Annotated in this window: 28 protein-coding genes; 15 read left to right on the top strand and 13 right to left on the bottom strand. The window is 63.9% G+C overall.

Features of this window, described 5'->3' with window-relative positions; translation table 11 throughout:
- The first annotated feature begins 115 nt into the window (after positions 1–115).
- Entirely contained in the window at positions 116–568 is a 453-nt protein-coding gene (locus BH93_RS23680) for a DUF1003 domain-containing protein (protein WP_037172895.1), read from the top strand.
- Here the strand turns inward: BH93_RS23680 and BH93_RS23685 are convergent.
- The 3 genes from BH93_RS23685 to BH93_RS23695 all read right to left on the bottom strand — a co-directional run bounded on the left by BH93_RS23685 (position 543) and on the right by BH93_RS23695 (position 3,137).
- The gene (locus BH93_RS23685) at positions 543–983 is read right to left on the bottom strand and encodes a flavodoxin domain-containing protein (protein WP_242459048.1); all 441 of its coding nucleotides are present in this window, start codon (positions 981–983) and stop codon (positions 543–545) included. The genes BH93_RS23680 and BH93_RS23685 overlap by 26 nt on opposite strands.
- A gap of 59 nt (positions 984–1,042) precedes the next feature.
- The gene (locus BH93_RS23690) at positions 1,043–1,474 is read right to left on the bottom strand and encodes a hypothetical protein (protein WP_165712831.1); all 432 of its coding nucleotides are present in this window, start codon (positions 1,472–1,474) and stop codon (positions 1,043–1,045) included.
- Positions 1,475–1,757: 283 nt separating this feature from the next.
- On the bottom strand, positions 1,758–3,137 hold the full coding sequence (locus tag BH93_RS23695) for an MBL fold metallo-hydrolase (RefSeq protein ID WP_037173435.1): 1,380 nt from the start codon (positions 3,135–3,137) through the stop codon (positions 1,758–1,760).
- 129 nt (positions 3,138–3,266) lie between these two features.
- Between BH93_RS23695 and BH93_RS23700 the strand changes: the two genes are divergently transcribed.
- From BH93_RS23700 to BH93_RS23720, 5 genes are all read left to right on the top strand, one after another.
- Positions 3,267–4,040 carry a sulfite exporter TauE/SafE family protein gene (locus BH93_RS23700; RefSeq protein ID WP_037172899.1) on the top strand — a complete coding sequence of 258 codons (774 nt, stop codon included), beginning with the start codon at positions 3,267–3,269 and terminating at the stop codon, positions 4,038–4,040.
- A gap of 136 nt (positions 4,041–4,176) precedes the next feature.
- Positions 4,177–4,773, top strand: coding sequence for an Rv1733c family protein (locus BH93_RS23705; protein ID WP_155290908.1), 597 nt, complete (start codon positions 4,177–4,179; stop codon positions 4,771–4,773).
- 85 nt (positions 4,774–4,858) lie between these two features.
- Complete coding sequence (locus tag BH93_RS23710) at positions 4,859–5,986, top strand: cation:proton antiporter (protein ID WP_037172902.1); 1,128 nt, start codon at positions 4,859–4,861, stop codon at positions 5,984–5,986.
- 105 nt (positions 5,987–6,091) lie between these two features.
- Entirely contained in the window at positions 6,092–6,400 is a 309-nt protein-coding gene (locus BH93_RS23715) for a WhiB family transcriptional regulator (RefSeq protein WP_032405493.1), read from the top strand.
- 135 nt (positions 6,401–6,535) lie between these two features.
- Complete coding sequence (locus tag BH93_RS23720; protein ID WP_080739015.1) at positions 6,536–6,760, top strand: ANTAR domain-containing protein; 225 nt, start codon at positions 6,536–6,538, stop codon at positions 6,758–6,760.
- A gap of 141 nt (positions 6,761–6,901) precedes the next feature.
- On the opposite strand, the gene BH93_RS23725 is transcribed toward BH93_RS23720, so the two are convergent.
- A complete protein-coding gene (locus BH93_RS23725) occupies positions 6,902–8,116 on the bottom strand; it encodes an EAL domain-containing protein (protein WP_037172904.1) in 1,215 nt (404 codons plus the stop codon).
- A 449-nt stretch (positions 8,117–8,565) separates the two neighbouring features.
- On the opposite strand from BH93_RS23725, the gene praA reads away from it, so the two are divergent.
- Together praA and BH93_RS23735 are read left to right on the top strand one after the other, a co-directional pair.
- Positions 8,566–9,075, top strand: a complete 510-nt coding sequence (praA, locus tag BH93_RS23730; RefSeq protein ID WP_037172905.1) for an alkane oxidation protein activator PraA — start codon at positions 8,566–8,568, stop codon at positions 9,073–9,075.
- A 43-nt stretch (positions 9,076–9,118) separates the two neighbouring features.
- Positions 9,119–9,838, top strand: coding sequence for a hypothetical protein (locus BH93_RS23735; protein ID WP_037172907.1), 720 nt, complete (start codon positions 9,119–9,121; stop codon positions 9,836–9,838).
- Positions 9,839–9,897: 59 nt separating this feature from the next.
- Here the strand turns inward: BH93_RS23735 and BH93_RS23740 are convergent, their stop codons facing one another.
- From BH93_RS23740 to BH93_RS23760, 5 genes are all read right to left on the bottom strand, one after another.
- Positions 9,898–11,007, bottom strand: a complete 1,110-nt coding sequence (locus BH93_RS23740; protein WP_037172909.1) for a GGDEF domain-containing protein — start codon at positions 11,005–11,007, stop codon at positions 9,898–9,900.
- 99 nt (positions 11,008–11,106) lie between these two features.
- A complete protein-coding gene (locus BH93_RS23745) occupies positions 11,107–11,397 on the bottom strand; it encodes a hypothetical protein (protein ID WP_052064986.1) in 291 nt (96 codons plus the stop codon).
- A 315-nt stretch (positions 11,398–11,712) separates the two neighbouring features.
- Entirely contained in the window at positions 11,713–12,537 is an 825-nt protein-coding gene (locus tag BH93_RS23750) for a DUF559 domain-containing protein (protein ID WP_242459049.1), read from the bottom strand.
- A gap of 107 nt (positions 12,538–12,644) precedes the next feature.
- Positions 12,645–12,833, bottom strand: a complete 189-nt coding sequence (locus BH93_RS23755) for a hypothetical protein (RefSeq protein ID WP_037172912.1) — start codon at positions 12,831–12,833, stop codon at positions 12,645–12,647.
- A 31-nt stretch (positions 12,834–12,864) separates the two neighbouring features.
- A complete protein-coding gene (locus BH93_RS23760; protein ID WP_080738981.1) occupies positions 12,865–14,691 on the bottom strand; it encodes a DUF4012 domain-containing protein in 1,827 nt (608 codons plus the stop codon).
- Positions 14,692–15,150: 459 nt separating this feature from the next.
- Between BH93_RS23760 and BH93_RS23765 the strand changes: the two genes are divergently transcribed.
- Genes BH93_RS23765 through BH93_RS23785 form a run of 5 tightly spaced genes read left to right on the top strand, consistent with a single transcriptional unit; the run spans position 15,151 to position 18,562 of the window.
- Positions 15,151–16,374, top strand: coding sequence for an alkane 1-monooxygenase (locus BH93_RS23765; RefSeq protein WP_037173439.1), 1,224 nt, complete (start codon positions 15,151–15,153; stop codon positions 16,372–16,374).
- Entirely contained in the window at positions 16,374–16,538 is a 165-nt protein-coding gene (locus tag BH93_RS23770; RefSeq protein ID WP_032405486.1) for a rubredoxin, read from the top strand. Before BH93_RS23765 ends, BH93_RS23770 begins: the two co-directional genes overlap by 1 nt.
- Complete coding sequence (locus BH93_RS23775; protein WP_027495558.1) at positions 16,535–16,708, top strand: rubredoxin; 174 nt, start codon at positions 16,535–16,537, stop codon at positions 16,706–16,708. Before BH93_RS23770 ends, BH93_RS23775 begins: the two co-directional genes overlap by 4 nt.
- Positions 16,705–17,919, top strand: a complete 1,215-nt coding sequence (locus BH93_RS23780; protein ID WP_037172914.1) for an NAD(P)/FAD-dependent oxidoreductase — start codon at positions 16,705–16,707, stop codon at positions 17,917–17,919. Before BH93_RS23775 ends, BH93_RS23780 begins: the two co-directional genes overlap by 4 nt.
- Positions 17,920–17,929: 10 nt before the next feature.
- Positions 17,930–18,562 carry a TetR/AcrR family transcriptional regulator gene (locus BH93_RS23785; RefSeq protein WP_037173440.1) on the top strand — a complete coding sequence of 211 codons (633 nt, stop codon included), beginning with the start codon at positions 17,930–17,932 and terminating at the stop codon, positions 18,560–18,562.
- A 4-nt stretch (positions 18,563–18,566) separates the two neighbouring features.
- On the opposite strand, the gene BH93_RS23790 is transcribed toward BH93_RS23785, so the two are convergent.
- The 4 genes from BH93_RS23790 to BH93_RS23805 form a co-directional block, all read right to left on the bottom strand.
- A complete protein-coding gene (locus BH93_RS23790) occupies positions 18,567–19,466 on the bottom strand; it encodes a dioxygenase family protein (protein WP_037172915.1) in 900 nt (299 codons plus the stop codon).
- Positions 19,463–20,551 carry a maleylacetate reductase gene (locus tag BH93_RS23795; protein WP_037172917.1) on the bottom strand — a complete coding sequence of 363 codons (1,089 nt, stop codon included), beginning with the start codon at positions 20,549–20,551 and terminating at the stop codon, positions 19,463–19,465. The genes BH93_RS23790 and BH93_RS23795 overlap by 4 nt, the downstream gene beginning before the upstream one ends.
- Positions 20,548–22,335 (bottom strand): FAD-dependent oxidoreductase, encoded by a 1,788-nt coding sequence (locus tag BH93_RS23800; RefSeq protein ID WP_037172919.1) that lies wholly within the window; start codon positions 22,333–22,335, stop codon positions 20,548–20,550. Before BH93_RS23800 ends, BH93_RS23795 begins: the two co-directional genes overlap by 4 nt.
- Positions 22,336–22,467: 132 nt before the next feature.
- Positions 22,468–23,412 carry a helix-turn-helix domain-containing protein gene (locus BH93_RS23805; RefSeq protein WP_037172920.1) on the bottom strand — a complete coding sequence of 315 codons (945 nt, stop codon included), beginning with the start codon at positions 23,410–23,412 and terminating at the stop codon, positions 22,468–22,470.
- Between BH93_RS23805 and BH93_RS23810 the strand changes: the two genes are divergently transcribed.
- Together BH93_RS23810 and yczR are read left to right on the top strand one after the other, a co-directional pair.
- Positions 23,411–23,560 carry a hypothetical protein gene (locus tag BH93_RS23810; RefSeq protein ID WP_155290909.1) on the top strand — a complete coding sequence of 50 codons (150 nt, stop codon included), beginning with the start codon at positions 23,411–23,413 and terminating at the stop codon, positions 23,558–23,560. The two genes, BH93_RS23805 and BH93_RS23810, sit on opposite strands and share 2 nt — an antisense overlap.
- 95 nt (positions 23,561–23,655) lie before the next feature.
- Positions 23,656–25,119 carry an aminotransferase-like domain-containing protein gene (gene yczR / locus BH93_RS23815; protein ID WP_037172922.1) on the top strand — a complete coding sequence of 488 codons (1,464 nt, stop codon included), beginning with the start codon at positions 23,656–23,658 and terminating at the stop codon, positions 25,117–25,119.
- The last annotated feature ends 127 nt before the right edge of the window (positions 25,120–25,246 follow it).

The raw sequence follows: 25,246 nt of genomic DNA on the forward strand, positions 1-25,246 counted from the left end.
CGTAGGCAAAAGGCACTGCAGTCATGGTCTTTCGGCCCTCGTGACGCCGGCGACCAGGGGCCATACTCGGCACCATGGACACTTCTGCACCCTCTGTTTCGGAGACCTGCGAGCGATGAACCTGTGGAGAAAACACCCGGGCGTCCGTACCGGTGATGCACTGACCATCGGCGAGCGCGCGGCCGATTACGTCCGAAACGGAATGGGCTCCTGGCCGTTCGTGTTTCTGTTTCTGAGTGTGATGGCGCTGTGGGCGGCATACAACCAGAACGACGGATTCGACCCGTATCCGTTCATCCTGCTCAATCTGTTTCTGTCGATGATCGCCGGACTTCAGGGCGCAATTCTGCTGATCTCGGCAAAGCGCGCGGACTCGGTGAGCAGCGAGGTTGCGGTACACACACTTTCGAACACGACGCTGCTGCAGGACATGATCGAGGCCAATACCGTTCTGACCGAATCGGTGGCTCGGTTGGCGGAGGAAATACATACGCACGTCTGCCCCTCGGCACATCGCTCCGGCACAGGAACCACACCTCAGGTCACGAACGTGGTCTCCCACCCGTGAGGCCGGCCAGTATCTCTCGCGCCCAGTCGCACACCAGCACCCAGTCGCGGAAATCCCCGGCGGCGGCACCGGAGTGCGCGAATACCCGACGCTCCCCTGCCGACAGCTGTTCCACGTCGAGCTTTCCGGGAAAACTTCGGTGCGCGGACGCATCCAACACCGATACCGCGTGGGCGGCATCAGAGGTGTCGTTGACCGGTCTGTCGCTCGAATGCAGCGGTCCACACGAGAACGGCCACACAGGGGGATGCGTCGCCCTCGATACCCTCGCGACCAGTTCGTTGACGGCCTGGGTCCAGCGACCGGAGTAGACGGAGCTGCCGATGACCAGCGCATCGTATCGGCTGATATCGACGACGGAGTCCGGAGCACACACGTCCACATCGGCACACCCGTGCTCGAATACCCGTGCCATTTCCCTCCCGATCGATTCGGTCGCTCCGTGACGGCCTGCGGTCGACACCAGTATTCTCATCAGAGGCTGCCGGACTCGACACGGCTCATCAGAACGGTCAATCGCCACCCCCGAAGAGCAACGAGAACTCCCAGCACGCCGAAGAATCCTTGTAGCCAACTCGTTTCGCCGATCACTGCGGGCTGAACAACGATCCAGGCAACGAGCAGCACCCCGGCGATGTGGGCGATAGGGCCGGACTTCCCGCCGCCGGTCAGTGCCGAGGCCGCTGCCACTCCCATGGGCACACCGACAACCAGAACCAAGGCGAGCCCGGCGAGGGCCGTACTCGACATCGGCAGTCGCGCTTGGGCGTCGGCGCTCAGCTCGATTGCTCCCGAGGCCAATCCGATCGCGCCACCGAATGCGTTGATGGATATACCGGCACAGACAGCCCCCAACCAAGGCCATCGTCGATTCCGCGCGGTGAGTACTCGAGTTGTGGGCATCATCTGTTCAGCGTGGCCGCGGGGCAACCCATGGAGTAGGGCACAAGGTCCGCCGCCTCGAGGACTTCCCTCCACTTCACGATTCAGCGACGAAAGAACGACCGCACAGTTCGACGTTCCTCGCGAGGCGGCGTCGCGTTCTCACGGCAGGTGCAGCGGTCGGATGTTGGCACCGATCGCATGACGGTGTCGACATGTCGACCGCAACCACCCCATCCGGTCTTGCGGCACTTCGTGCAGGTAACGGGATAACACATGAATTTCTCCTCTACTGGTCTGTCGTGTTTCAGGCCGGAACGTGGGCGTCCGCCCAGGCGTTGTACCCGCCCAGCAGATCCGAAACGTCATCGAATCCCTGCGCTCGAAGCAGTGACGCCGCCACACTCGAGCGCCATCCGCCGGCACAGTGCACCACGACGGACTTACCGGTAGGAACTTGATCGAGCCGAGTCCTCAACTGGGCCAGCGGGATCGGGATCGCTCCCGGTATCGTGCCGAGATCGCGTTCACCGGGGTTACGAATGTCGACGAGCGTCACCTCACCCGCTGCGAGCATCGCGTCCAGTTGCTCGACGGTGGTACGGGGCGCGGTCTCGACCAGCTCGGTCAGCCCCGCAGCAAATGCTCCGTCCCTATCGACTCCCAGATATCCGATCACGTTGTCCGATCCGATTCTGGCCAAGCGCACTGCGGCCTCCTGCTCGTCACCCGGATACGCGATGAGCACGATGCGCCCGCCGATCTCCGCGACCATGCCTCCGGTTTCGGCGAAGCGGCCGTCGAACCCCACGTTCACCGACCCACGGAGGTGACCGGCCGCGAAGTCGTCCACACTGCGCGCGTCGAGCACTCGGGTTCCCGCAGCCAGCTCGTCTCGAACCTGGTCGGGCGTCAGAGCGGGGATCATGCGGCTTCGTGAGAGCAGTGGGTGGACTCGTTTGTTCATCGCGGCGTCGGCGGAGAAATAGGAGGGCGCCGCCGGTTGACCGTCGGTGACGAGCGCAACGAAGGCACCCTCGGTCATCGGCTGCACCGACGGGTTGCTGACGCGCTGTTCACCGATGGTGGAGGTCAGCTCGGTGGACAGGTTCTTGCCGCAGGACGAGCCGGCTCCGTGGGCGGGCATGACGACGACTTCGTCGGGCAGCGTCAGCAGCTTCTCGTGGATCGTCGAATACATCGCGCGGGCGAGGTCGGTGGTGGAGCCATCCCCGAGATTGACCAAGTCCGGACGTCCGACATCTCCGATGAAGAGGGAATCACCGGTCAGGACCGCGGTGGGTGTGGCACCGGGGCGCTCCCGAACCAGCACCGAGATCGACTCCCAGGTGTGACCGGGCGTCGAGAGGATTTCGAGTTCGACTTCACCCAGGGACAACCGCTCCCCGTCGCGCAGTCGCCGGATCGGGTAGTCGGTCTCGGCGGATTCACCGAAGCCGATCCACGCACCGGTCGCATCGACCAGCTCGAGGTGACCCGAGACGAAGTCGGCGTGGAAGTGGGTATTGACGACGCCTTCGATCACGAGTCCGTACTTCGCCGCATCGTCCAGGTACTCGGCGATGTCGCGACGCGGGTCCACGACGATCGCACGTCCGGTGGTCTCGTCACCGATCAGATACGAAGCATGGGAAAGACATTCGAGGTAGTACTGCTCGAGGATCACGGTTTCCTCCATCTTGCTGTCGCCAGGCGCGATTCACGGGGCGATAGACACAGTGTGCAATACCCCCTAGGGTATGTCAAGTACCCCCTGGGGTATGACAGCGACTCTACGAAACGAAGTGATTGCACGATGACAGTGGCTCTGGCGCTCGGGTTCGGCGCGGCGATCGGAATTCTGCTGGGCCTTCTCGGCGGAGGCGGGTCGATTCTTGCGGTGCCGGTGTTGGTGTTCGCCTTGGGTTTGGGAGTGGAGGAAGCGATTCCCATCTCACTGATCGTCGTCGGTGCCGCCTCGGCCGTGGGGGTGATACCGAAACTGCGAGTCAACCGAGTCGAATGGCGACTGGCGGCCGTCTTCGCCGCGACCGGCATCCCGGCGACCTTCGCCGGCAGCGCCGTCGGTCGACTGCTGCCGGAGAGGATACTGCTGCTCGGCTTCGCAGCGGTGATGGTTGCCGCCGGGGCCCGGATGCTCGCCGAGCGCGGAGATATCGGAACTGCATGCAAGACAACGGGATCGAGCATCAACTGGAGACGCTGTGCGCCACGCTCGATTCCAGCGGGCCTGGCCGTCGGCTTCATGACCGGCCTGTTCGGCGTCGGCGGCGGCTTCCTCATCATCCCGGTTCTGGTGCTGATGCTCGGTATCGAGATGTCGGTCGCGGTCGGCACCTCGCTGGTCATCATCGTCGCCAACTCGGTGGCCGGTCTTGCCTCGCATCTGAGCGGCACGAGCATCGACTGGTCCATCACCCTCGCGTTCGCAGGTACCGCGATCGTCGGCTCACTCCTGGCTGCACACCTCGGAACTCGGTTCGACACAGGGCGATTGCAACGCCTGTTCGCCTACCTCGTCTTTGCAGTGGCCGCCTATGTCGTCATCGACGCGGCATTTCTGAGCTGATCCAACGTCCGATCGAACAATTCGCGGTCCACCGCCCTGGGCGTATCGGGACCTTGTGCCCTTACGCAATCAGTGCACGGCGGCGCAGACTCGTAGTCGATGCCGAACACACGACCGGCGGGAGTAGGTGACGGGCATGTTCACAGAACACGTGCACCGTTGGTGGCGACGGAGTCCATGGATCTCCAATCCACTGATGCGAGTGCCCGACAGGATCGAACGAACGGTGTTCGTCGTCGGGGTCTCGATGCTTCTGTTGCTCGTACCCGTCGCCGCGACGGTCGGTTCGGTGACCTACAGCGACCTGTCGCACCGATCGCAACAGCAACGCGCAGAATATCTTCGGGTCGATGCTCGAATCATCGACTATCCGAAGCCGATCCAGTCCGACGACTACGTCACCACGAATGCGACCGGTACCGCGACGGTGCGATGGGCTGCACCGGACGGCACTACGCACACGGGTTCGGCCCAGGTGCAATCACCCGTCTCGATCGGTGACACCACGCCACTGTGGATCGATGCGCGCGGGAACCTCGCGCATACGCCCGCTTCTGCTGCCGGTGCCGTCGTCAACGGAACTGCCACAGCCGTGTTCGTGTGGTTTCTCGGCGCAGTCGTCATCGGTGGTCTGGTCCATCTCACCACCGTGGCCGGCGACCGTTCGCGCATGCGGCAGTGGGACGAAGACTGGCAACGCTTCGTTCGGTCGCGCGATCATCCTTCGTGCTAGTGCCGTCGATCATTCGCCGTTCCAACAGCACTCGAAGGATCCACGTTGACGGCAGCAGCGGATTGCGATCCTACGGCGCGGTCGCATGACCTTCGAGACCCTTGCCCTGTGTGCCGCAGTGGGATTGTTCGGCCCATTGCTGGCGCTGCCGCGCGGGCTTCGGATACCCGTCGTCATCGGAGAACTCGTCGCCGGAATTGCCATCGGCCACACCGGCTTCGGCGTCCTCGATCCGAGTGAACAGACACTGAGCTTCCTGGCGCAGGTGGGGTTTGCCCTCGTCATGTTCGTGGCCGGCAGTCAGGTTCCCATTCGTGACCCGCGACTACGGGTCGGCCTCCGGGTAGGCGCTGCACGGGCTGTGGCCGTCGGGCTGCTGGCCACCGCGCTCGGCTGGGCCGTCTCCGCCGCATTCGATCCACCACACATTGGTCTCTACGCGGTACTGATGGCATCGTCCTCGGCCGCGGTCATCATGCCGATCGTCGAGTCCAGCAAGACGGCCACACCCGGGCTGATGTCCCTTCTGCCTCAGATCGCGCTTGCCGACGCAGTCTGCATCGTCGCGCTGCCCCTCGTGATCGATCCACCGCGTGCCGTTCCCGCTGCGCTCGGATCGGCGGCGGTCATCGCCGCTGCCGGCCTGATCTTCGTTGTCCTGCGCCACTTCGACCTCACCGGACTGCGCCGCCGAATCCACCACGTCTCCGCCCAGCGCAAGCTCGCGCTCGAATTGCGCCTCAACCTGGTTCTGTTGTTCGGCCTCGCGGCCCTTGCGGTCCACACTCACGCCTCGGTGATGCTCGCCGGCTTCGGTTTCGGTCTGGCCGTCGCTGCAATCGGAGAACCGAGACGTCTGACGAAACAACTGTTCGCCATCACCGAAGGTTTCCTGGGGCCAATGTATTTCGTCTGGCTCGGAGCATCCCTCGATCTGCGTGCCCTGGGCAGTCATCCGGGCATGATCGTGCTGGGGCTCGTATTGGGAGGCGGAGCCGTGGCGGTGCACGTTGCCATGCGCCTGACCGGCCAACCTGCCGGACTCGGGATACTCGCGGCAGCCCAACTCGGCGTTCCGGTTTCGGCAGTGACGCTCGGCGCGGAAAGTGGCGTCCTGGCTCCCGGTGAGGGCCCGGCCATCGTGCTCGGAGCCCTGGTGACCATCGCGGCGGCGGGCGCAGCCGCGCGGGTATCGGCCCGTCGCGCAGTCTGACTCCTACGGTCCGCGGCGGCGCAAGGCATTCGGTTGTTTCGAGTTACCCGTGGTGGGGAATGCGGGTCATGGAACGATCGGCACGACGCGAAACGGATCACGACGATGACAGATGACCAGGTCTGGCGCCTCAAGGGTGCGTGCATCGACGACATGGATGCCTACGACTCGCAGCAACTTCCCCGCCATGGACGCAAACGCGCAGAAAAGGCATGGCGACTGTGCGCCGATTGCCCGGTGTTGCGTAACTGCGCGGAGCAAACGGCGCGCGATATCGAGTCGGGTCGCATTCCGGTCGGCGTTGTCGTCGCCGGTGCCGCGTACCACGACAATGCGAGCAACGGTCGCCGGACCGACGCGTACCGCACTCTCGAGTTCTTGATCGGACGACCGCTGTCCAACCCTGCCGCCTGATCACGCAGTCGTTCGATAACACTGCGGTCACGAAAAGCTACGAATCAGGTAACGCCAACAGCTCTGTTCGACGCGAATTCGGTGTGTCTTATCGTGCCTGACCTGCGTCGGAACAAGTTGCGCAACAATGCTTCCATGACCGCAGCGCACGTAACCCACTTCGGGCTGCCGGACGATGTTCAGAGGGCACTCTCGCAGCGAGCACCGATAGAACAGGCGAAGGGAATGTTGATGGCAATACATCGCATTTCTGCCGATGCGGCATTTTCGATGCTGGTCGACAAGTCGCAGGACAGCAATCGCAAGCTTCGCGATATCGCGCAGGAGTTGGTGGACAGGGCCTCGACCGAACGGCCATAGCTGAGTCGACCCCGTACGCTGCTTTTTCAACGTACGGGGCCTGAGCAATGCTGCAGTCCGGACCACTTCATCACCTGCTGACCGGTATGCCCTGCCGTGGCTGCCCGAAACATCCCTTCCGGCACCGCCATCACAGGTATGTCAGAAACGCGCGAGAATCGCACGCGCACAACGAACTACGGTCGCTCGGTCGTACGACATCACGTAGTCGAATTCACGGTCCGCGTCGGCCTCACCACGGTGCAGGTCGATTGCAGCGAGCACTCCGCAGAAGTGTGGCCCGAGCACCACCACGTTCCACTCCTCGACGAGCGAGTCCGTCGGATCGAGAGGTGCATGCACGATGCCGCCCTCTTGCACGTATCCCATCCCCACCCCGTAGACGCCGGCATACGAGATCTGCTCGGCCATCGACACCCAGCGTGCACGGCTGGTGGGAGTGAAGTGTTCGGCCCTCTGAAAAGTGCCCAGTACCAACGTTTCCGGTCCCGCAGATGCAGCCTGCATCTCGAGCGACGTGCTCATCGCGACCAGTAACCGCTTGGTACTTCGCGTCGCGATCTTGCCTGCGGATGCGATGGCGTACGGCGATTCCAACGCTGTTGCCGGAGTGCTCCACGTCGGGAACGGAGGCATAACCTCGGCGGCGTCGGCCGGAAGCTCTTCTGTCGACTGCGCGGCCGGGTACAGCTCGCCCACCCCGTACGTCGCACCGAGTCCGAGCGCACGGCTCCGATGCAGCGCCGTGTCGACGCCGCTGGCGACGACAACCGCTCCCGTTCGTTCCACCTGAGCAGACACGGCGTGGGCGGTTCGCGCGGTGGACAGGTCGGGACGGGTGGACACCATCGTTCCCGCGAGGATGATCACATCCGGTTCGATGAGCGGCAGGAGCGTCATCGACTGTGGCCGACGACCGACATCGTCGACGGCGACCACCTTGCCGTCGCGCCGGGCCTTGTCGATCGCCGCGAGAGTACGAGCCGGGCTGTCCACGAGCGCCGCCTCGGTAACGACGACGATGTCGCGGCGGAGTTGCTCTTCGGTGGCGGAGTCGATGGCGGCGAGCGAATCGACGTCCATCGAGACGAGCATCGGCAGTCGCACCGACTGCTCGAGTCGAGCGACCCCCCAGGCCAGGGCGTCGAGCTCACGCTTGGCGTCCATGGCCCTGGCCGCACGCTTGAGTGCGTCGGCGGAGGCAAGTGGACCGTTCTCGGGACCACGCAGCTGCACTTCGATCGCTGCGAGCGCGCCGTTGTCCAGCCGACAGACCGGGGCGAAATACGGCTGCACCGTCAACTCTCCCGTGTCCGTGTCGACTGCGGATCCTGCTTCGGCCAGCGCGAACGTCACACCACAGTTTGACACGAAAAATCGACCCCCGTCCGGCGGGGGTGGATCCGTGTTTCAAACCTGACTTTCGTCAGTTTCTTTTCGCTCTCACGATCGTGGACGACGGAGGTGTCGTGGACGACGTCGCAACTATCTCGTTTGGGTAACTTTGAATAACGTTCCGATAACGGGCACCTTGCCCGGCGGTCATGCCTCCTCGGACTCGTCGACGACGAGAAACCGGGCCGAAAACCCATGACGGAGTGGACTTTCGAAGTTCGAACCCAGTTTCATTACTATGGCGTACAACAAACGTACCGACCGTATTGTGACTTGTCACAGAGTTGAAATGAAACAATTCCGACATACGTTTCGTCGCCCTAACGTCCCTCCTGGCTACCGGAGCTCCGGTGCCACCGGCTGCCCCGAGAGGGCTCCGGAGCCGCTTTTCGGACTTGGAGGATCGATCGATGACGCTCAACCCGCCGACCCGCTCTCGTACACTCGCCGCCGTACTCGCCGCCGTTGCCATCACCGGCGCGACGGTCGGTGCCGCCAGCGCCGGTGCCGCAACGATCTCGCCTGCCGGCACCGCCTTCACCGCCCCCGGAACCATCGTCGTGAGCACCCCGGCCTCGTTCGGAGTTCCGGTGAGTTGCTCCATCAACCTCATCGGTACCACCAGCGCCGACGGCTCCTCGGCATCGATCACCGACGCCCAGATCAGCGGTTCCAATCGCCTGTGCAACCTGCCGCAGCTCAAGAACCTGCCCTGGACCCTCACCCCCACCAGCGCCACCACCGGCGAAGTGTCCAACGTGGGCTTCTCGCTGGTCGGGTACAACTGCGGACCGGCAACCCTGGCCGGTTCGTTCGACAACATGACCAACACGCTGACGTCGACCAACCAGCCGATGTCCGGTAACTGCACGGTCAACAGCCTGTCGGTCCAGCCGAATCCGGCCTTCACCCTGTCCTGACGCTCGACCTCGTCCGAATAACCCATCACTCGAAGGAAACCACGTGAAGATCCGCAACAAGTCTGTCGTCACCATGGCGGCATTGGCATCGTCCGTCGCACTGGCAACGATGGTGGCCGCCCCGGCCAACGCCGCCGATACGCTTCCCATCACCTTCCAGGCAGACACGACGACGGTCATCGCCAAGACCGGTCAGCCGGTGGTGTTCCCGACCACCGATCTGGTCACCGACGTCGACCTGGTCGGCGCCACCGTCACCGGCTCGCTCGCCCTCCCGCAAGCATCCGCCAACCTCAAACTCGGCCCTGCAACGCTGGCGAAGTTCACCATCTCCATCGTCGACGCGACCCCAGTGTCCGGCACCCTCGTCCAGGGCGGACCCGCCGAGGCACCCACCTTGGATCTCGATGTTCAGCAGAGCTTCAAGATCCGAATCGATTCGGTGAAGCCGCTGGGTATCGACACCGGATCGGCAGGGTCGGCCTCGCTCGATCTGATCCCCGCGGGTGCCAATTGCGTCACCGCCGAGACCACCGCCAACCTCACCGGTTCTCTCGATGCCATCGATCTGATCCAGAACAACCAGACCGACTCACATGTCAAGGGCACCTACACGATTCCGCAGTTCCAGAACTGTGGCGCGTTCACCTCGGTGCTCAACGCCATCATCGCCGGCCCCGGCAACACCCTCGACGTGCACCTGACCAACCCGGTCTTCGACGTCGGCACGCAGTCCGCGATCGCAGCCGAGGTTGCCCGCTAGAAGTAACAGCAGACACTCGCGGCGTCGATCGGTTCCGGATTCGGAATCGGTCGGCGCCGTCACTGCCGTTCGCCCACGGCTCCACTCGGGAGTGAATCGTCCACGTACAGCGCGACGCGATCGCCGCCCAGCCTTTTCGCCTGGTACATCGCCTTATCGGCACGGCTCAGCAGATCGTTGATGTCGGCCTCGATGTTCCGCGCCTCGACAACCGCCTCCGCGACGCCCAACGAAGCGGTCAGCGGAGATCGATCCGTCTTGTCACACAGTCGGATTCGCAGTAATTCGGATCGTTCGATCACCGAATCGCGGTCGTCCACGCAGACGACCGCGAACTCTTCGCCGCCGAGCCGAACGGTGATCGCAGGCGCGGGGAAGGCCTCGAGAATTCGGGTCGCGGTCGTTCGTATGACGGAATCTCCGTGCTCGTGCCCGTACCTGTCGTTGACTGCTTTGAAATTGTCGATGTCGATCACCACTGCGGTAACCGACGCGTCCGAACCGGATCGAAACTCCAGGTTTCCGATCGCCGCATCGAATCCCCGCCGGTTCCGCATCCCAGTGAGGGGGTCGTAGAACGCGCCGGTGGCGTCGCGGCGCAGCAGCATGAGGAACGAGTGGCAGATCAGAGGGGCCGAGAACATCACCAGGATCAGCATGATCAGGTAGAGGTTGGTCTGCAGACGCTGCTCCGGGCCGTCCACCAGGGCAGAGACGTACAGTGCGGCCGTAGTCACCAGCGCGAACACGTGATGTGCGGTGAACAGTTTCGGTCCGTGAAATCCCACGACGTAGCTGCCCATGACGGTGAACAAAGCCGCCATGGGCAGCATCTCCGACGGCCCGTCCACGCTCAGCAGAACCGCGGCGAGCACGATATCGGCGTACAGCACGAATGCGATCGACATCTGCCATCTCGGCCAGCCGCCGATCAACCAGGCCGAACCCACCGGAAATGTCGTGATCACGGTGAACCACAGGGCCCAACGACCGAGAGTGCTGTCTCCGAGCCCCGGAATGGTCAGGGCGATCGCGGCGGCGGTGCCGTACAGCCAGCAGAAGAGTCCGATGAGAACTCTGGTGATGGACAGTGCGCGTTGCGACCGCGCGTACGCGACGTTCCACCCGTAGTCGACCGGGAGCGACCACCATTGACGAAGACTGTTCACTGTGAAGAGCGGCTTTCCTCGTATCCCGACCTGGATCGACAAGTCAACCACAGACGAAACCACCTGGTCTGCGAAGTCGTGAACTTCCCGACGCAGGGGCTAACCGCGCATACCGTCGGCCAACTCGAGCACCCGGCCCGCGTACGTGACCACAAACGCGTCGAGCGCTTGCTGGGACAGTTCGGGGCACCCGGCTCTCCGGAAGAAGTGCTCGAGATCCACCAGCCGATCCCCCAGTCCGACGCGCCGATGATCCAACGCCTCGAGCTCGATGACCACCGCCTCGAGTTCCTTCGCTTTGCGCATTACGTCGTCCATCGGATCACCGTCCACTTCACGGGAGCTGTGCACAGATTGGGCGGCGGAGCCGGGCTTCCCTCCCAGCTCCACCGACCGCAACACTACGCTTGATCGAACACGTGTGCGAATCAATTCGAGGCGGCGGTTTTGTACCACTCATCCTGTGCACAATCCGAGAAGGTGGCCTACAGTCTGTGACATGCTCCAGATGAGGGGTCCGAACGGGGTTCGACCGCCAGGCTCGACACATCCAATGTACGTGGCGCTCTTAGCAATCCTCACGATTGCTGTGGTCGTTCTGGTCATCCTGGCAATCCATGAGGGCCGCCTCTGATCGCGGATCTCGTTGTTCACTATCGACGCCCATCGGCGGGATCCCGCATGCAATGGACGATCGACGAACCTTCAGGTCCTCGGCAACGTACGACCGTCCGCATCGATCGACCGTCGACGACGCCTGACCACCTCGATGATTTCGTCGACCACGCGTCGCGTATCACCCAGCGCCTGCACCGCCGAGTAGCGCAACACCAACCAGCCCTCCAGCACAAAAACGTTCTGTCGTCTGCGATCGCTGTCGAATGCCTGGCTCGAGGTGTGAAATTCACGCCCGTCGATCTCCACGATCACCCGCGCCCTGAAGTCGACGAGGTCACCGAAGTAGGGTCCCACCCGGGCATTGATCTCCATGAAGAAGTTGTGTGCAGACAGAGCCCGTGCCACCACGCGCTCGGCCTCGGATCGGGTCTGGAGGCAACAGAGGCGCAGTTGTCTTCGGACGGTCTTCATCCCGGCCATTCCGCGGGACTTCTCACACGTCGACGCGATGCGACGGCGCAACTCCGGCCGCGCGATGGCCGTGTCGAAGAACCGCTCCAATTCCGCACCGGTCAAAATCGCCGCGACGTCGACGAACACCTGGGCCAGCGTCACCACCGGAAGCCCCTGGCACACAGCCGATTCGGGGAGGCGTCGGCGATGGATCTTCACCCACTCCGGTGCGCGCTGCCGGGTCGACGGCAGCACCGTCGCCGCGACGGTGGGCGGCTCTTCCTCCAGCAATCCCCACGCCCAGGCCGCAGTCAGATGACTGAGTACTGCGCCCGGCTTCCACAGCGTTACCGCCGTGCACAGATCGAGGTAGTCCGGCTTGTCCGTCGCATAGATTCCGGGCAACACTCGAATCAGCTGCCCCGACGCAGTTCTACGAGTGATGGTGCTGCGACTCATCCCTCGGGCCATCAAGTCCCCCGCTGTACATACCCCCATGTGAATACGGTGGACGATCGACGAAGTCTGCGCCAGAGGCAGTTTCGAAACCTGTGGACATAGCGGAGTTATCCACAGGCCGACCGCACCGGAGTGTTCAGCATCGACGCCCATCGGCGGAATCCCGCGTCCGACGGACGATCCTGAACACTCGGGTCCGTCACTCCGGCGTCATCACCACCCGCGAGCATCGCCGTTCGCAGCGTGCGCAGATGTGCGAGGCAGGCCGGGTATCCGCGCAGTTGTCGCGGGCCCATCGGCCCCACCGTTCCCGATGCCGGGTTGCGATCACGAGCAGTCAGGGAAATCCACCTCGGTCGGTACCGGAACCGATTGCGGCTGAACCGGTGCCGAAGCCTTGCCGGCTACGTTCGGTTCGACGAGGTTGTACTCGATGGTCTTGGTCCTACCCGGTTCGATGACGACCGGAACGTAGAACACCGGGTGGCCGCGTTCGGCGGCGGTCAGCAAGAACAGGGGTGTGCCGTTGATCGTCGCGTTCGTCAACGTTGCACCCTGCGTTGCGTACAGCGCCACCACCGAGCGGTTGGTTCCCGGCGGCCCGTCGTATCGAGTCGAATCGTTCTGTCTACCTGCGATATACGTGGTGTAGTCCTGCAGGGGCGCATTGTTGGTGAGCTCGGCGACCACGTGGGTGGTCCGCGTCGCGCCGTCACAGGTCTGCGCGGAGTAAGTGACCTTGCGCTGTAAGTAGTAGTCGAGCTTGCCGCCCGCACCGTTGTTCACCACCAGTGCGGCGTACGGGTCGGGGCTGTCCGGTACTTCGTGGCCGATCTTGGTGGGACCCAGAATCGATTGCAGTGCCGCGTCCGCGCTCCATACGGCGATGTGGCCTTCGCCGGCCGCTTTTCCGAGTGCTTCGAGAAGAGCGCGCGGCGACGCGATGTTGCCCTGCATCTTCGCGACGACCCTGGCGGCGATGTCCTGGAGATACGCCTTGCGTGCGGAGTTGTCGTTCTCGAAGCGGAAGTAGGCGTCGGACTGCGTGACTCGTACGACGTTGGATCCATCGATCACTTCACCGTCGCTCATCGTGATCGGGCCGACGACATCGAGGATGTACCCGAGCGCAACCGGGTCGGTTGCCAGCGCCCCGTCGACACGCTCGCCGGTCTCCTGCTGCCACATCGACTGCCAGATCCGCCCGGAATACGGGAAGTGCGGGCTGACGTTGCTGTTCTGCCAATTCTGTGTCGGTTGGAAGCGAGTCTCGTAGGCGTTGAAGAAGTCCGGACCGAGATCGATCGGGTCGTAGGGAATCCGGAGTTCGGCATTGCTGGCGAGCGAATCGACCGTCACCGTGCCGTCGACGGCACGCACGATCCCGAATCCGCCGATCAGTCCGCCGGTTCCTCGGGATTCCGACAGTGTCTGAAAAGCCATGAAGTAACTGCGCGGGCCGTCCGCCCCGAGCATCGCCGGGAGTACCTTGGCCGCGATGTCGGTGTTCGCCAACAGGGAGTTCAGCTCGTGCGTCCGATCCTGCAGCCGAGTCCGAGCGTCGGAGATTTGCGCGATGAACGCCGGTTCCCCGATCGCCTGCGACTGCACATCGAGCTCGGCGGCCGCGGCGGCGGCCCGAGACAACGCCGGCGAGGCGTCGCGCAGAGCACCGATGTCGATGGCCCGGTCGGGTCCGCGCAGCTGACTCGGGTCGAGAGCGGTGCCCACCGCGACCGCCGGCGTCAGCACGTCGACGGTCAGACCGTTGACGACGTCGGCAATTCGAGAAACGACGTCCAGCGGTTGCCCCACATAGGGAATTGCCGCAGCAGCAGTCCAGATCAGTGAGTCGGTGGCGTCCTTCGCGCGGGTCGAGGTCCGCACCGCATCGTCGACGGAGTCCTCGGCCTTGCTCGTATCTCCCGCCAGCAGTGCAGTTTTCGCTGCCTGGGCGTATTCGCTGGCCTGGTTCAAATTGGTGTACGCGGCGTTGGCCGTGTAAGCCAACCACGCACCGAGGCCGAGAGCGACGACGACCAGCAGGCCGAAGCCCCCGAGGATGCGTCGACTCGTCTTCTTGGGCCGTCGGTGCCTGCTGCGCCCGCGAGAGCTACGGCTGTCGCCGTGCGGGTCATCGTTGTCATTGCTCATGGCGCGGTGGCGGTCTCCCTGTCTCGCGGCCAAGAGTACAAACGAGCCCCCCTCACCGCGACTCGACTCCCGGGCAGGCTGCGCCGGTATCGCACCGGCGCAGCCCCCGTCGTCAGGAACCGAGCAATGCGCTCACTGCAGTGCTGCCGCTCTCGGCGCTTCCGCTGCCGATGAGCCCGAGGATGACGTCGACGATGATCTTGGCGATGAATGCGTCCATAGCTACTCCTGTTGTGAAGTACCCCCGACGGGATACAGACGGACCTACGAATGTCATGGCCGACTGTTACCGGCCACAACGAATCGGAAGGTAGCAGCTGGATCTGACCGAAAAGTGTCGCTGTGGGCGTGGCCACACCCACATCAGCAGTTTGTACAAATTTCGAGATTTGTCCATCAGGCTGACAAATTCGGTGTATTGTCCAATTCATAGTGATCGGACTTACACGAGGAGTGACGATGACCGCATCGAACATCGACGACCAGGCACAGACGCCGGTCGACGAGTGGCACGACCGCAAGCGACATCTCTGGCTCATGGGCCTGATTCCGCCCACGGCAGTGTTCCTGGCCACCGGTCTGGTGTGGGCCTTCAACCAGCTCGGCTGGAATGCGGTGGCTCCGGTCTGGTGGTGGATCGGCGCGCTGCTCGTCTATGGATTGCTCCCGATTCTCGACCGCTTCTTCGGTCCCGACGGCGACAATCCACCCGACGAGGTGATGAAGGCGCTCGAGGAAGACAAGTACTACCGCTACTGCACCTATGCCTACATTCCGTTCCAGCTCGCGAGCCTGGTGTTCGCCTGCTACCTCTGGTCCACCGACAACCTCTCGTGGCTCGGCATCGACGGCGGATTGGGGCTGCTCTCGAAGATCGGCCTGGCCATCAGCATCGGCGTCATGGGCGGGGTGGGCATCAACACCGCTCACGAACTCGGGCACAAGAAGGACGAGCTCGAGCGCTGGCTGTCGAAAATCACTCTGGCACAGACGTTCTACGGCCACTTCTACATCGAACACAATCGCGGCCACCATGTTCGCGTCGCCACTCCCGAGGATCCGGCGAGCTCGAAGTTCGGTGAGAGTTTCTGGGCCTTCCTCCCCCGTAGCGTGTGGGGAAGCCTGCGGTCGTCCTGGGAGCTCGAGAAGACTCGCATGGAGCGTCTGGGCAAGAGCACGTGGAGTATTCACAACGATGTGCTCAACGCCTGGTTGATGTCCGTCGTCCTCTACGCCGTTCTCGTTGCCGTGTTCGGTCCGATCGTGCTGCCGTTCTTGGTCATTCAAGCAATCTATGGCTTCTCCCTGCTGGAGACGGTCAACTACCTCGAGCACTACGGCTTGCAGCGTCAGAAGAAGGACAACGGCCGTTACGAACGATGCACCCCCGAGCACAGCTGGAACTCCGATCACATCGTGACCAACATCTTTCTGTATCACCTTCAGCGACACAGTGATCACCACGCCAACCCCACTCGGCGCTACCAGACACTACGCAGCATGGACGGTGCACCCAACTTGCCGAGTGGTTACGCGAGCATGATCTCTCTGGCCTATTTCCCGCCCGTGTGGCGCAAGGTGATGGACCACCGCGTTCTCGATCACTACGACGGCGACATCACCCGCGTCAACATCCAGCCGTCCAAGCGGGAGAAGATCCTCGCTGCCTACGGAGCGAAGTGATGGCTGCCTTCGAGTGCCCGGTGTGCGAGTTCGTGTACGACGAGTCCAACGGCGCACCGCGCGAGGGCTTTCCGGCCGGCACCGCATGGTCCGAGGTACCGGACGACTGGCCGTGCCCCGACTGCGGTGTTCGCGAAAAAATCGACTTCAGGAGTAAGGCATGAAGCTCTACCGCTGCGTTCAGTGTGGATTCGAGTACGACGAAGAACTGGGCTGGCCCGAGGACGGAATCGAGCCAGGCACGCGCTGGGACGATATTCCCGACGACTGGTCGTGCCCCGATTGTGGCGCTGCCAAGGCCGATTTCGAGATGGTCGAGGTCGAACGCGGGTGAATACTCGGCAACCCGGCCGCGTCGTGATCGTCGGCACCGGTGCCACCGGGTACACCGCCGCCAAAGTGCTACGCGCCGAGGGCTTCACCGGGTCCGTCACGCTGATCGGCAACGAACAGGAGGCCACCTACCGTCGTCCGGCGGTCTCCAAGGAGCTGCTGCTGGGAACCAAGTCGGTCGATCAGGTTCAGCTGGGTGCCGCCATCGACGGTGTCGACGTTCGCACCGGCGTCACGGCTACCGCCGTCACCGATTCGGCCGTGCAACTGGACGACGGCGATCAGGTCCCGTACGACGCCCTGCTGCTGGCAACGGGTTCTCGGGCACGACAACTCGATCGATTGGGATCGGGTCACGTGTTCACGCTCCGCAGCGCCGCCGACGTCGCCCCGCTGCACGCCGACATCCTCCGAACAGGATCACTGCTGGTGATCGGTGGCGGCCTGATCGGGTGCGAGGCGGCGGCAGCGGCCCGGTCACTCGGTGCCGAGGTCACGGTGTTGGAGGCAGCCTCGACTCCGCTGAGCCGGATCGCACCGGCCGCGATCTCGCAGATGTATCGAGACCTGCACGGCGACAACGGTATAACGATGCACACCGACGTCTCCGTGACCGAGCTGGAGAAGCTGCCCGACGGCACGCTCCTCGCCACCGCTCAGGACGGACGCTCATGGTCCGCCGGCACAGTTCTGGTGTCCGTCGGCTCGGTCGCCAACATCGAGCTCGGGGCGGACATGGGCCTCGAAACCGCGTCGGGAATCCTGGTGGATGCCGAGATGAGAACATCGGCGGCCGGCATCTACGCGGCAGGTGACGTCGCCGAGGTGCCCAACACCATCCTCGGCGGCACCTATCGGAGCGAGCACTGGAACGGGGCCGTCGATCAGGCGACCCGGGCCGCCCGGTCCATCCTCGGTCTCGACGTCGGCGATCTCGACGTTCCGTGGGGGTGGTCCACTCAGCACGGCGTCAACCTGCAGTTCGCGGGGTGGACCAGCGCGGACGACGAGTACGTCGTGGTTCGCGGCTCCATCGAGGACCGGCGCTTCACCGTCTGTGCGCTGCGCGGCGATACGCTCGTCGGAGCTATCGGAGTGGGGTATCCCAAGGACATCCGGCAGATCAGATCCCTCATCTCGAGCCAAGACCGTGTCGATCGGGATCTCCTCGGAGAGGATTGGCTGGATCAGCCGCATGCGGTCGTTCGATAGAGTCGTGTTCATGCCCGCAGCCGAACAGACGTCGACCCCCGGTCGATACCGTGAAGCCGCGTCGACCCTTGCCCGCGATACCGCACTCGATGCGCTGCGCGAGTTGTTGCACGAGCGCAACTGGCGCAACGTGACGATGAGTCACATCGCCAAGGCTGCCGGCCTGAGCAGACAAAGCCTGTACAACGAGTTCGGTTCACGGCGCGGCGTCGCACAGGGGTACGCCATCAGATTGACGGACATTTTCGTCGACCTGTGCGAGACCGCACTGTACGAGCATCCCGACGATGCCGGCGCTGCCCTGCGCCAGGGTTTCTCGTCGTTCTTCCAGCTGAGTGCGCTGGATCCCCTCGTGCGATCACTGCACGGTGGCGACGCCCCCGAGGATCTGCTCCGCCTGATCACCACCGACAGTGCCGTACTGATCGAGCGCGCGGGAGACCGACTCGCGAGCACCTTCCAACGCGGCTGGGTAGGCGCGAGCCCGCGGCAGGCAGACGTCATCAGCAGGGCAATCGTGCGTCTGGCGTTGAGCTACATCCCCGAGCCCCCGCACGATATTGCTGCTGCTGCAGATGATTTCGCGCTGCTGCTGACTCCGTTCGTCGATTCGATCACTGCCGGTCGGTCGGTCGAACACTGACGCGTCAGGACTCGCCTACTGGTGCGAGCACGATGTCGAAGTCGGCCCTGGCCCACGTTCTGTCACCGACATCGCGACCGTCCGGAGTCGCTGTTCCCGACGGCTGCTCGACGAAGTCCTTGATCAGGGACTCTTTGACTCCGAACACCGTGTCGCTGCCCAGCAGGTCGTCGCCGCTGACAAAGATGTGCGTCACCAGCGTGCGCATTCCCGGTGCCGTCACCATGAAGTGCAGGTGCGATGCCCGCATCGGCGAGCGACCGGTCGCAGTGAGCATGCGTCCGACCGGCCCGTCATGCGGAATCGGATACGGAGTCGGAGTCAGCGCCCAGAATCGATAGTGCCCGTTGTCGTCACTGTAGAGGTGCGCTCGACCGCCGACACGCGCGTCGTCGTACTGAACGTCGTAGAACCCGTCCTCGTCGGCTTCCCAGATTTCGATGCGTGCACCGGGAATGGGCGTGCCGTCGGTGTCGCGCACGGTTCCCTCGACCCAGCACGGTTGTCCGGCAGCACCTCCCGATGCATCACCACCGTTCTCGATACGAGGTGCGTCGTCGACGAAGAACGGACCGAACACGGTCGCCTCGGTCGCGTCCTCGTAGGCGGGGTTGTTCACGTTGATCGTCTGCATCGATGCCCCGAGGACGTCGGAGAGCAGAATGAATTCCTGACGACGGTCGTCGGTGATGTGACCGACCTCGGTCAGAAATCCGATGGCGGTGTTCCACTCCTGTTCGGTCAGTCGCACATCGCGAATGAATCCGTGCAGGTGGTGCACCAGCGAGGTCATCACCTGCTTCAACCGGGGATCGGTGCAGTCGTCGAACGATCGAAGTACGTTCTCCACCAACCGCTCTTCGACGGCATCCTGTGCTTGTCCGGTCATGGTCTGCTCGGTCATGGTCTCTCTCGCTGTCCGATGTCGGTCGGCGGGTCGCCGGCCCACGCTGCGTGCAGAATGGCTGTGGCGGCCTCACGGGTGACGGGACGCGGGTTTCCGTACGACCTGCTCGTCACGTCGTCGGCAATCCGGTCGATGTCCTTCTCCTTCATACCCAATTCGGCCAGAGAACGTGGCGCTCCGAGTCTGCGACAGAGCTCCCACAACCGGGTTGCCGGGTCCCCGGAACCGGGAAGTGCACGCGAGAGCGCGGTCACTGCGCTGGGTGCAGCCGACTGATTGAAGGCCAACACGTGCGGCAACACCACCGTATGAGTCGGAGCGTGCGGCAGGTTCAAGGTGCCGCCGAGCGAGTGACACAGCTTGTGGTTCAACGACATCGTGGTGGCACCGAGAGTGGCACCGCACAACCAGGCACCGTAGAGCGCGTCGCTGCGCGCTTGCGGATCGAGGTGGTCGGCCACGATCGCCGGGAGCGCCGACGCGAGTGCGCGCACCCCGTCCTCGGCCATCAGTGCAACGATCGGGCTGATGTCGGGTGCATAGAGCGCTTCGACGGCGTGCGCCACGGCGTTGACTCCACTCGTGACGGAGATGTCGACCGGAAGGCCGGTCGTCAGCTCGGGGTCGTAGACGACGCTGCGTGGCAGCACCCTGATGTCGCGACCGGTTTCCTTGTGCCCGTCGGTCGTCAGACCCCACACCGGGGTCATCTCCGATCCGGCGTACGTGGTGGGAACGGCCACGATCGGGAGCCCGTGTACGAGGGCGATGGCCTTGCCGAGGCCGATCGAGGAGCCACCGCCGACGGTGACGCAGCCGTCGGCACCGAGGGAAAGGACCTCGGCGCTGGATCTTTTCGCCACCTCCGACGGCACGTGCATCACGGCGTCGGCCCGCACCCCCACGCATCGGTCTCCGAGCATCGAGGCAATACGTTCGGCTGTGCCCTTCTGGCTCGGCGAGCAGAGAACGAGGACGCGCCGCAGGCCGAGGTGGTCGAGCTCGTCGGCCAGAGCCGACAGTGAGCCCGCGCCGAATCGCACCCGCATCGGGTTCGCCTCGTAGGCGAAGTCGTAGGTCATCGCGAGAGGACCGCGGTCAATGCCTGTCGCAGGGCTTCCGCGGGGTCTGCCGCGAGTTCGTGTGCACGCCAGCAGATGTGCTTGTCCGGGCGGACCAACAATGCACCGCTCTCGGTCACCTCACGGAGCCGAGACCAGTCGAAGTACAGGTCGGTGACGTCACGTCCCGGTCCGATCACAACGGCCTCGACGGATACACCCAACTCGTGACCGATCTTGTCGGCCGCCGACTCCCAATCCGATCCTGCGACTCCCGTGATGAGCGTGAAGCGGTCGTAGGGCGCAAGATCCATCATCGCGAACTTATGCATGTTGTCGCCCACCCAGGCGTGCGGCAGGTGGGATCCCGGCACGGTGGAGACCTGGTAGTACAGGTCCGGGTCTCGTACCGCCTCGGGCAGAACCCCGTCGGGCACGACGGCCGAGGACGTGTAGAACTGGCCCAATTCGACTCCGTGGGCGTTGAACTCGTAGTTCTTGATCTCCATCGCCTTCACCAGCGCGGCCCGCTTCGCCGCGCCCGCAGGCGTGTTGGCCTTGCGCTCTTCGATGCGTTCGACCATCTCCTCCTCGGTCTTGGCGTCGGTGACCCCGAGGGCGTGGAACAGGTCTGCGAACTCACGACCGGAGCGGTTGGCACGCTTGACGATTCGCTCGGCCACCGGGGCACGCTCGGCGGTGTAGGTATCGAGCAACGCTTCGCCTGCCTGACCCTTCAGCACCTCGGCGATCTTCCACGCGAGATTGTAGGAGTCCTGGATCGAGGTGTTCGAGCCGAGCCCGTTGCTCGGCGGATGTCGGTGGATGGCGTCGCCCGCACAGAACACCCGGCCCTTCTGCAGATGCGTGGCGTACATTTCGTTGTTGCCCCACAGCGATGTTCCGGTGATCTCGACGTCGAGCTCCGGCATGCCCAGCAGGCTGCGAACGATCTCGACGGCGGCGGCCTCGTTCACCACCGGCGGTGGCTGCGCGATGTCGAATCCCCAGACCACGAGCCACTCGTTCCACGGCCGGACCATGCGAACCAACCCGGCACCGATGCCGCCGACGTTGGATCCGGGCTGAATCACCCAGTACAGCACCGACGGTCGGTGTCCGACGTACTCGGCGATGTCGGCCTTGAAGGTGATGTTCATCGACCCGGCGATGTCCATCGCGCCCTCGAACGGAAGATCGAGGTCCGCGGCCACCTTGGAACGCGCTCCGTCCGCGCCGATCAGGTACTTGGCACGGATCGTGTAGCGGTGTCCGGTGAGTCGATCGACCACCGAGACACTGACCCCGTCGGCGTCCTGCACGTGTGAGAGGTATTCGGTGGAGAACTGGGCCTGGGTTCCCCGCATCGTCGCGTTCTTCACCAGGATGGGCTCGAGGTACGTCTGGGGAATGTCGACGGTCAGGCACGGCGACGCGAGCTGGTAGTCCGCCTCTCGATCGGCCCCGGTACCCCACGTGCGGATGCGGCCGATCTCCTCACCCGCGATCGAGGTGCAGAACACGGTGTCTCCGACGAGCCCGTGCTCGGTGGCGTCGGCCAGCACCTGGTCTGCCATACCGACGTCGCGGAAGACCTCCATGGTGCGCTGGTTGGTGATGTGAGCGCGTGGGGTGTTGGCCGTCCAGCGGTACTTGGTGATCATGATGTTGGGGATCCCGAGAGTGGACAGCAGCAATGCCGCGGATCCACCGGCCGGTCCCGAGCCGACGATGAGAACGTCGGTCTCGACCACCGAGGAATCGGGCAGCTCTGTGGCCTTCTGGCCGTCGTCGAACACCGGCATGGAACACACCCTTCGTCGTGCCCGACTCTCGTCTCGGGCTCTGTGATCGAGTGTCCTGCATCACTCTGCGGTGTTGTCATCAATCGTGCCGAGCTCGGCGCAAACCGACACACATGGCCGATTTCGTGAGTGTCACCCCGCCGATCGAATGATCACCGCGTCGCGTCGGACATCGGTTGCACGGTGGCCGAATCTGGCCACGAACGATTTCGAGAAGTATGTGGCGGACGAGAACCCGCACGATCGAGCGATGTCGGCAATGGTCACCGACACATCGAGGGGTGCGGTGAGCTGCGCGTGGGCACGTGCGAGCCGCCGCTCGAGGATGTACTTGGGCACGCTGATGCCGTCGTCGGCGAACACCCGCGACAGGTGCCGGGCACTGATCCCTACTGCGCGTGCCACCTGTGCGGCAGACAGCGAAGCGTCGGGCAGGCGTTGCTCGATGAACGAACGCGCCGCCGCTCGATGCGCCGAGTTCAGGTTCGCGCGGGCACCGGTGGTCAGCACCGAGACGAGTTCGAGGATCGCGTGCTCGTCGGGCGAAGCCGCGTCGCGACCGGTTGCTCTTCCCACTTGCCGAGCGAGCGCCGCCGCGTACACATTGCCGCTCGGGGAGAAGTCGAACATCGTGGGGCCCACGAGAGACGCCGCACCCGAAACGTCCGCGAACAGCGAGCGGGGCATCTTCACCACCAGCTCCTCCAGGCCGTGGGAGAAGCCCCGCATGAAGGCTGTGTCGGCGTCGAGCAACAACCCTTGACCCGGCCCGACAGCACGAATGCCGTCCTCCGAGTAGAAGAATGCATCTCCCACGAGGCTGAAGTACAGCATGACGGAGTCCGACGGGTGTCGCCGAATCAACTCCGCGTCTCGTTCCACCACGTGCGAAGTTCCGACGACGCGCGCCAGGTCCATCGATTCGAGCCGAAGGTTCGTTCCGGTGGCTTCGAGCTGCTTCACCTCCAGCATGCGGCAGCGCAGCCCGATCAGAACGTCCGCATTGTGCCCCTCCCAGCGTTCGATCCGTTCCTCGAGCGGCAGATCGAGGGTGGAGAATTCGACGGGAGCAGGCATGGATTCGATTGTCCTCCGCGACCCCGGATTGCGTCTGCGATCCGTGGACAACTACATCAGTCTGCCTGCACCCGACTGCGCGGAGGCCCCGTGGGGGCACTTCTCCCACCGTCGCGCAATGCGACCACAGTCCACCCTGCTCCGATGACAGATAGGGCCACAACAGCTCCAATTGCGATCATGGAACAACAATGGACTGGTTCTAGGCCGAATATTGCAGTCCAGTGTGCAAGAGTGGCCTGTATGGATCCTTTCGACGCAACGGCGATCTCGGCCCCGGAGTTGGCAGCACGGATCGGCCCGTCGACGCTGCGGAACAGATCCGGCGGTCCGCTCTACCTCGAGATCGCCGATGAGTTGCGGCGGTTGATCGAGAACGGCGAGGTGTCGGCTCAGACGCGGTTGCCCGCCGAGCGGGCGCTGTCGATCAGTCTCGATGTCAGTCGGGTCACGGTCGCGTCGGCCTACAAGCACCTTCGCGAGGGCGGGTGGATCAGCGCCCAGCGCGGTTCGGGCACATACGTTTCGCCTACCGGTTCGCTGCCGTCGTGGGGTTCGCTCGCGGGCGATCGGGAGACTGCGAACCTGGAGTTCGTCAACGCGTCCCCCTCTGCGTCGCCCATGCTGTCCGATGCGTACGGCGTTGCGGCGGAGAAGATTCGAGACCGTTTCACCTTGGGCGGCTATGCTCCGTCCGGTCTGTTCGAGCTCCGCGAATCCATCGCCGCGTACTACCGAGGGCGAGGGGTCCCGACCACCGCCGACAACATTCTCGTCACCTCCGGTGCCACCGACGCCATTCATGCGGTGCTGGCAACGTTCACCGAGCCCGGTGCCCGAGTGTTGGTCGAGCATCCGACGTATCCGGGTGTCGTCGAGCTCGTTCATTCGCTCGGCGGCCGATGCATCCCGGTACCCATCGACCCGGACGACACCGACGAATTCGTGGCATCAGCAGATCGGGCCGCTCGACAGAGCGCTCCCACGCTGGCGTATTTCATGCCCGACTTCTCCAATCCATCCGGTGCGCGACTCCCCCTCCGCACCCGTCGACAGCTGTCCGCCACCATGCACCGCCACGCAATACTGACCATCGTCGACGAGGTAGCAGCAGACCTGTCCCTAGACGGGTCGCCCGACATCGAACCCTTCGGTGCGGCAACCCCGGACGTTGCGACGGTGACGATCGGGTCCACGAGCAAGACCGTGTGGGGAGGGCTGCGAGTCGGCTGGGTTCGAGCCGAAACAGGTCTGGTGGCGAGAATCTCCGCAATGTATGCGCGACGCCAACTTTCGGTGTCCGTCATCGATCAGCTGGCCGCGACGGAATTACTCAGTCGATACGACGAGGTACGCCGGGTGCGCGCCGATATGTCGAGAGTCGCATGCGATCACACCGTCGCGCTGATACGAGATCGATTGCCTGATTGGCACTTTCGCGTTCCGAGCGGAGGCCTGGCATTGTGGTGTTCCCTACCCGACGGCACCCGATCCAGTGCCCTCGTCGCCGACGCCCATTCGCACGGATTGCTGCTGGCACCCGGATTACGATTCGGAACGGGATACGCCTTCGACGATCATCAGCGTATTCCGTTCACTCGCTCACTTCCCGACATCACCTCGGCTGTGGGCATTCTCGCTGACCTGTCCTCGGGGATCGACCCGGCGGCGGCCGTCGCGTCGAGCTCGCCTGCTGCGGTGGTGTGAGCCCGCCGGTCCCCGCAAACGCGCGCGCGTTTGCGAAACGCTCGCGTATTGGTCACCTGTTCGCCAGCGGAATCGCGCGCACCTGACGAATGCGCGCGCGTTTGTGACGCCGACACCCAACCACCGA

It is taken from the genome of Rhodococcoides fascians A25f, from assembly GCF_000760935.2.
Taxonomy (GTDB): domain Bacteria; phylum Actinomycetota; class Actinomycetes; order Mycobacteriales; family Mycobacteriaceae; genus Rhodococcoides.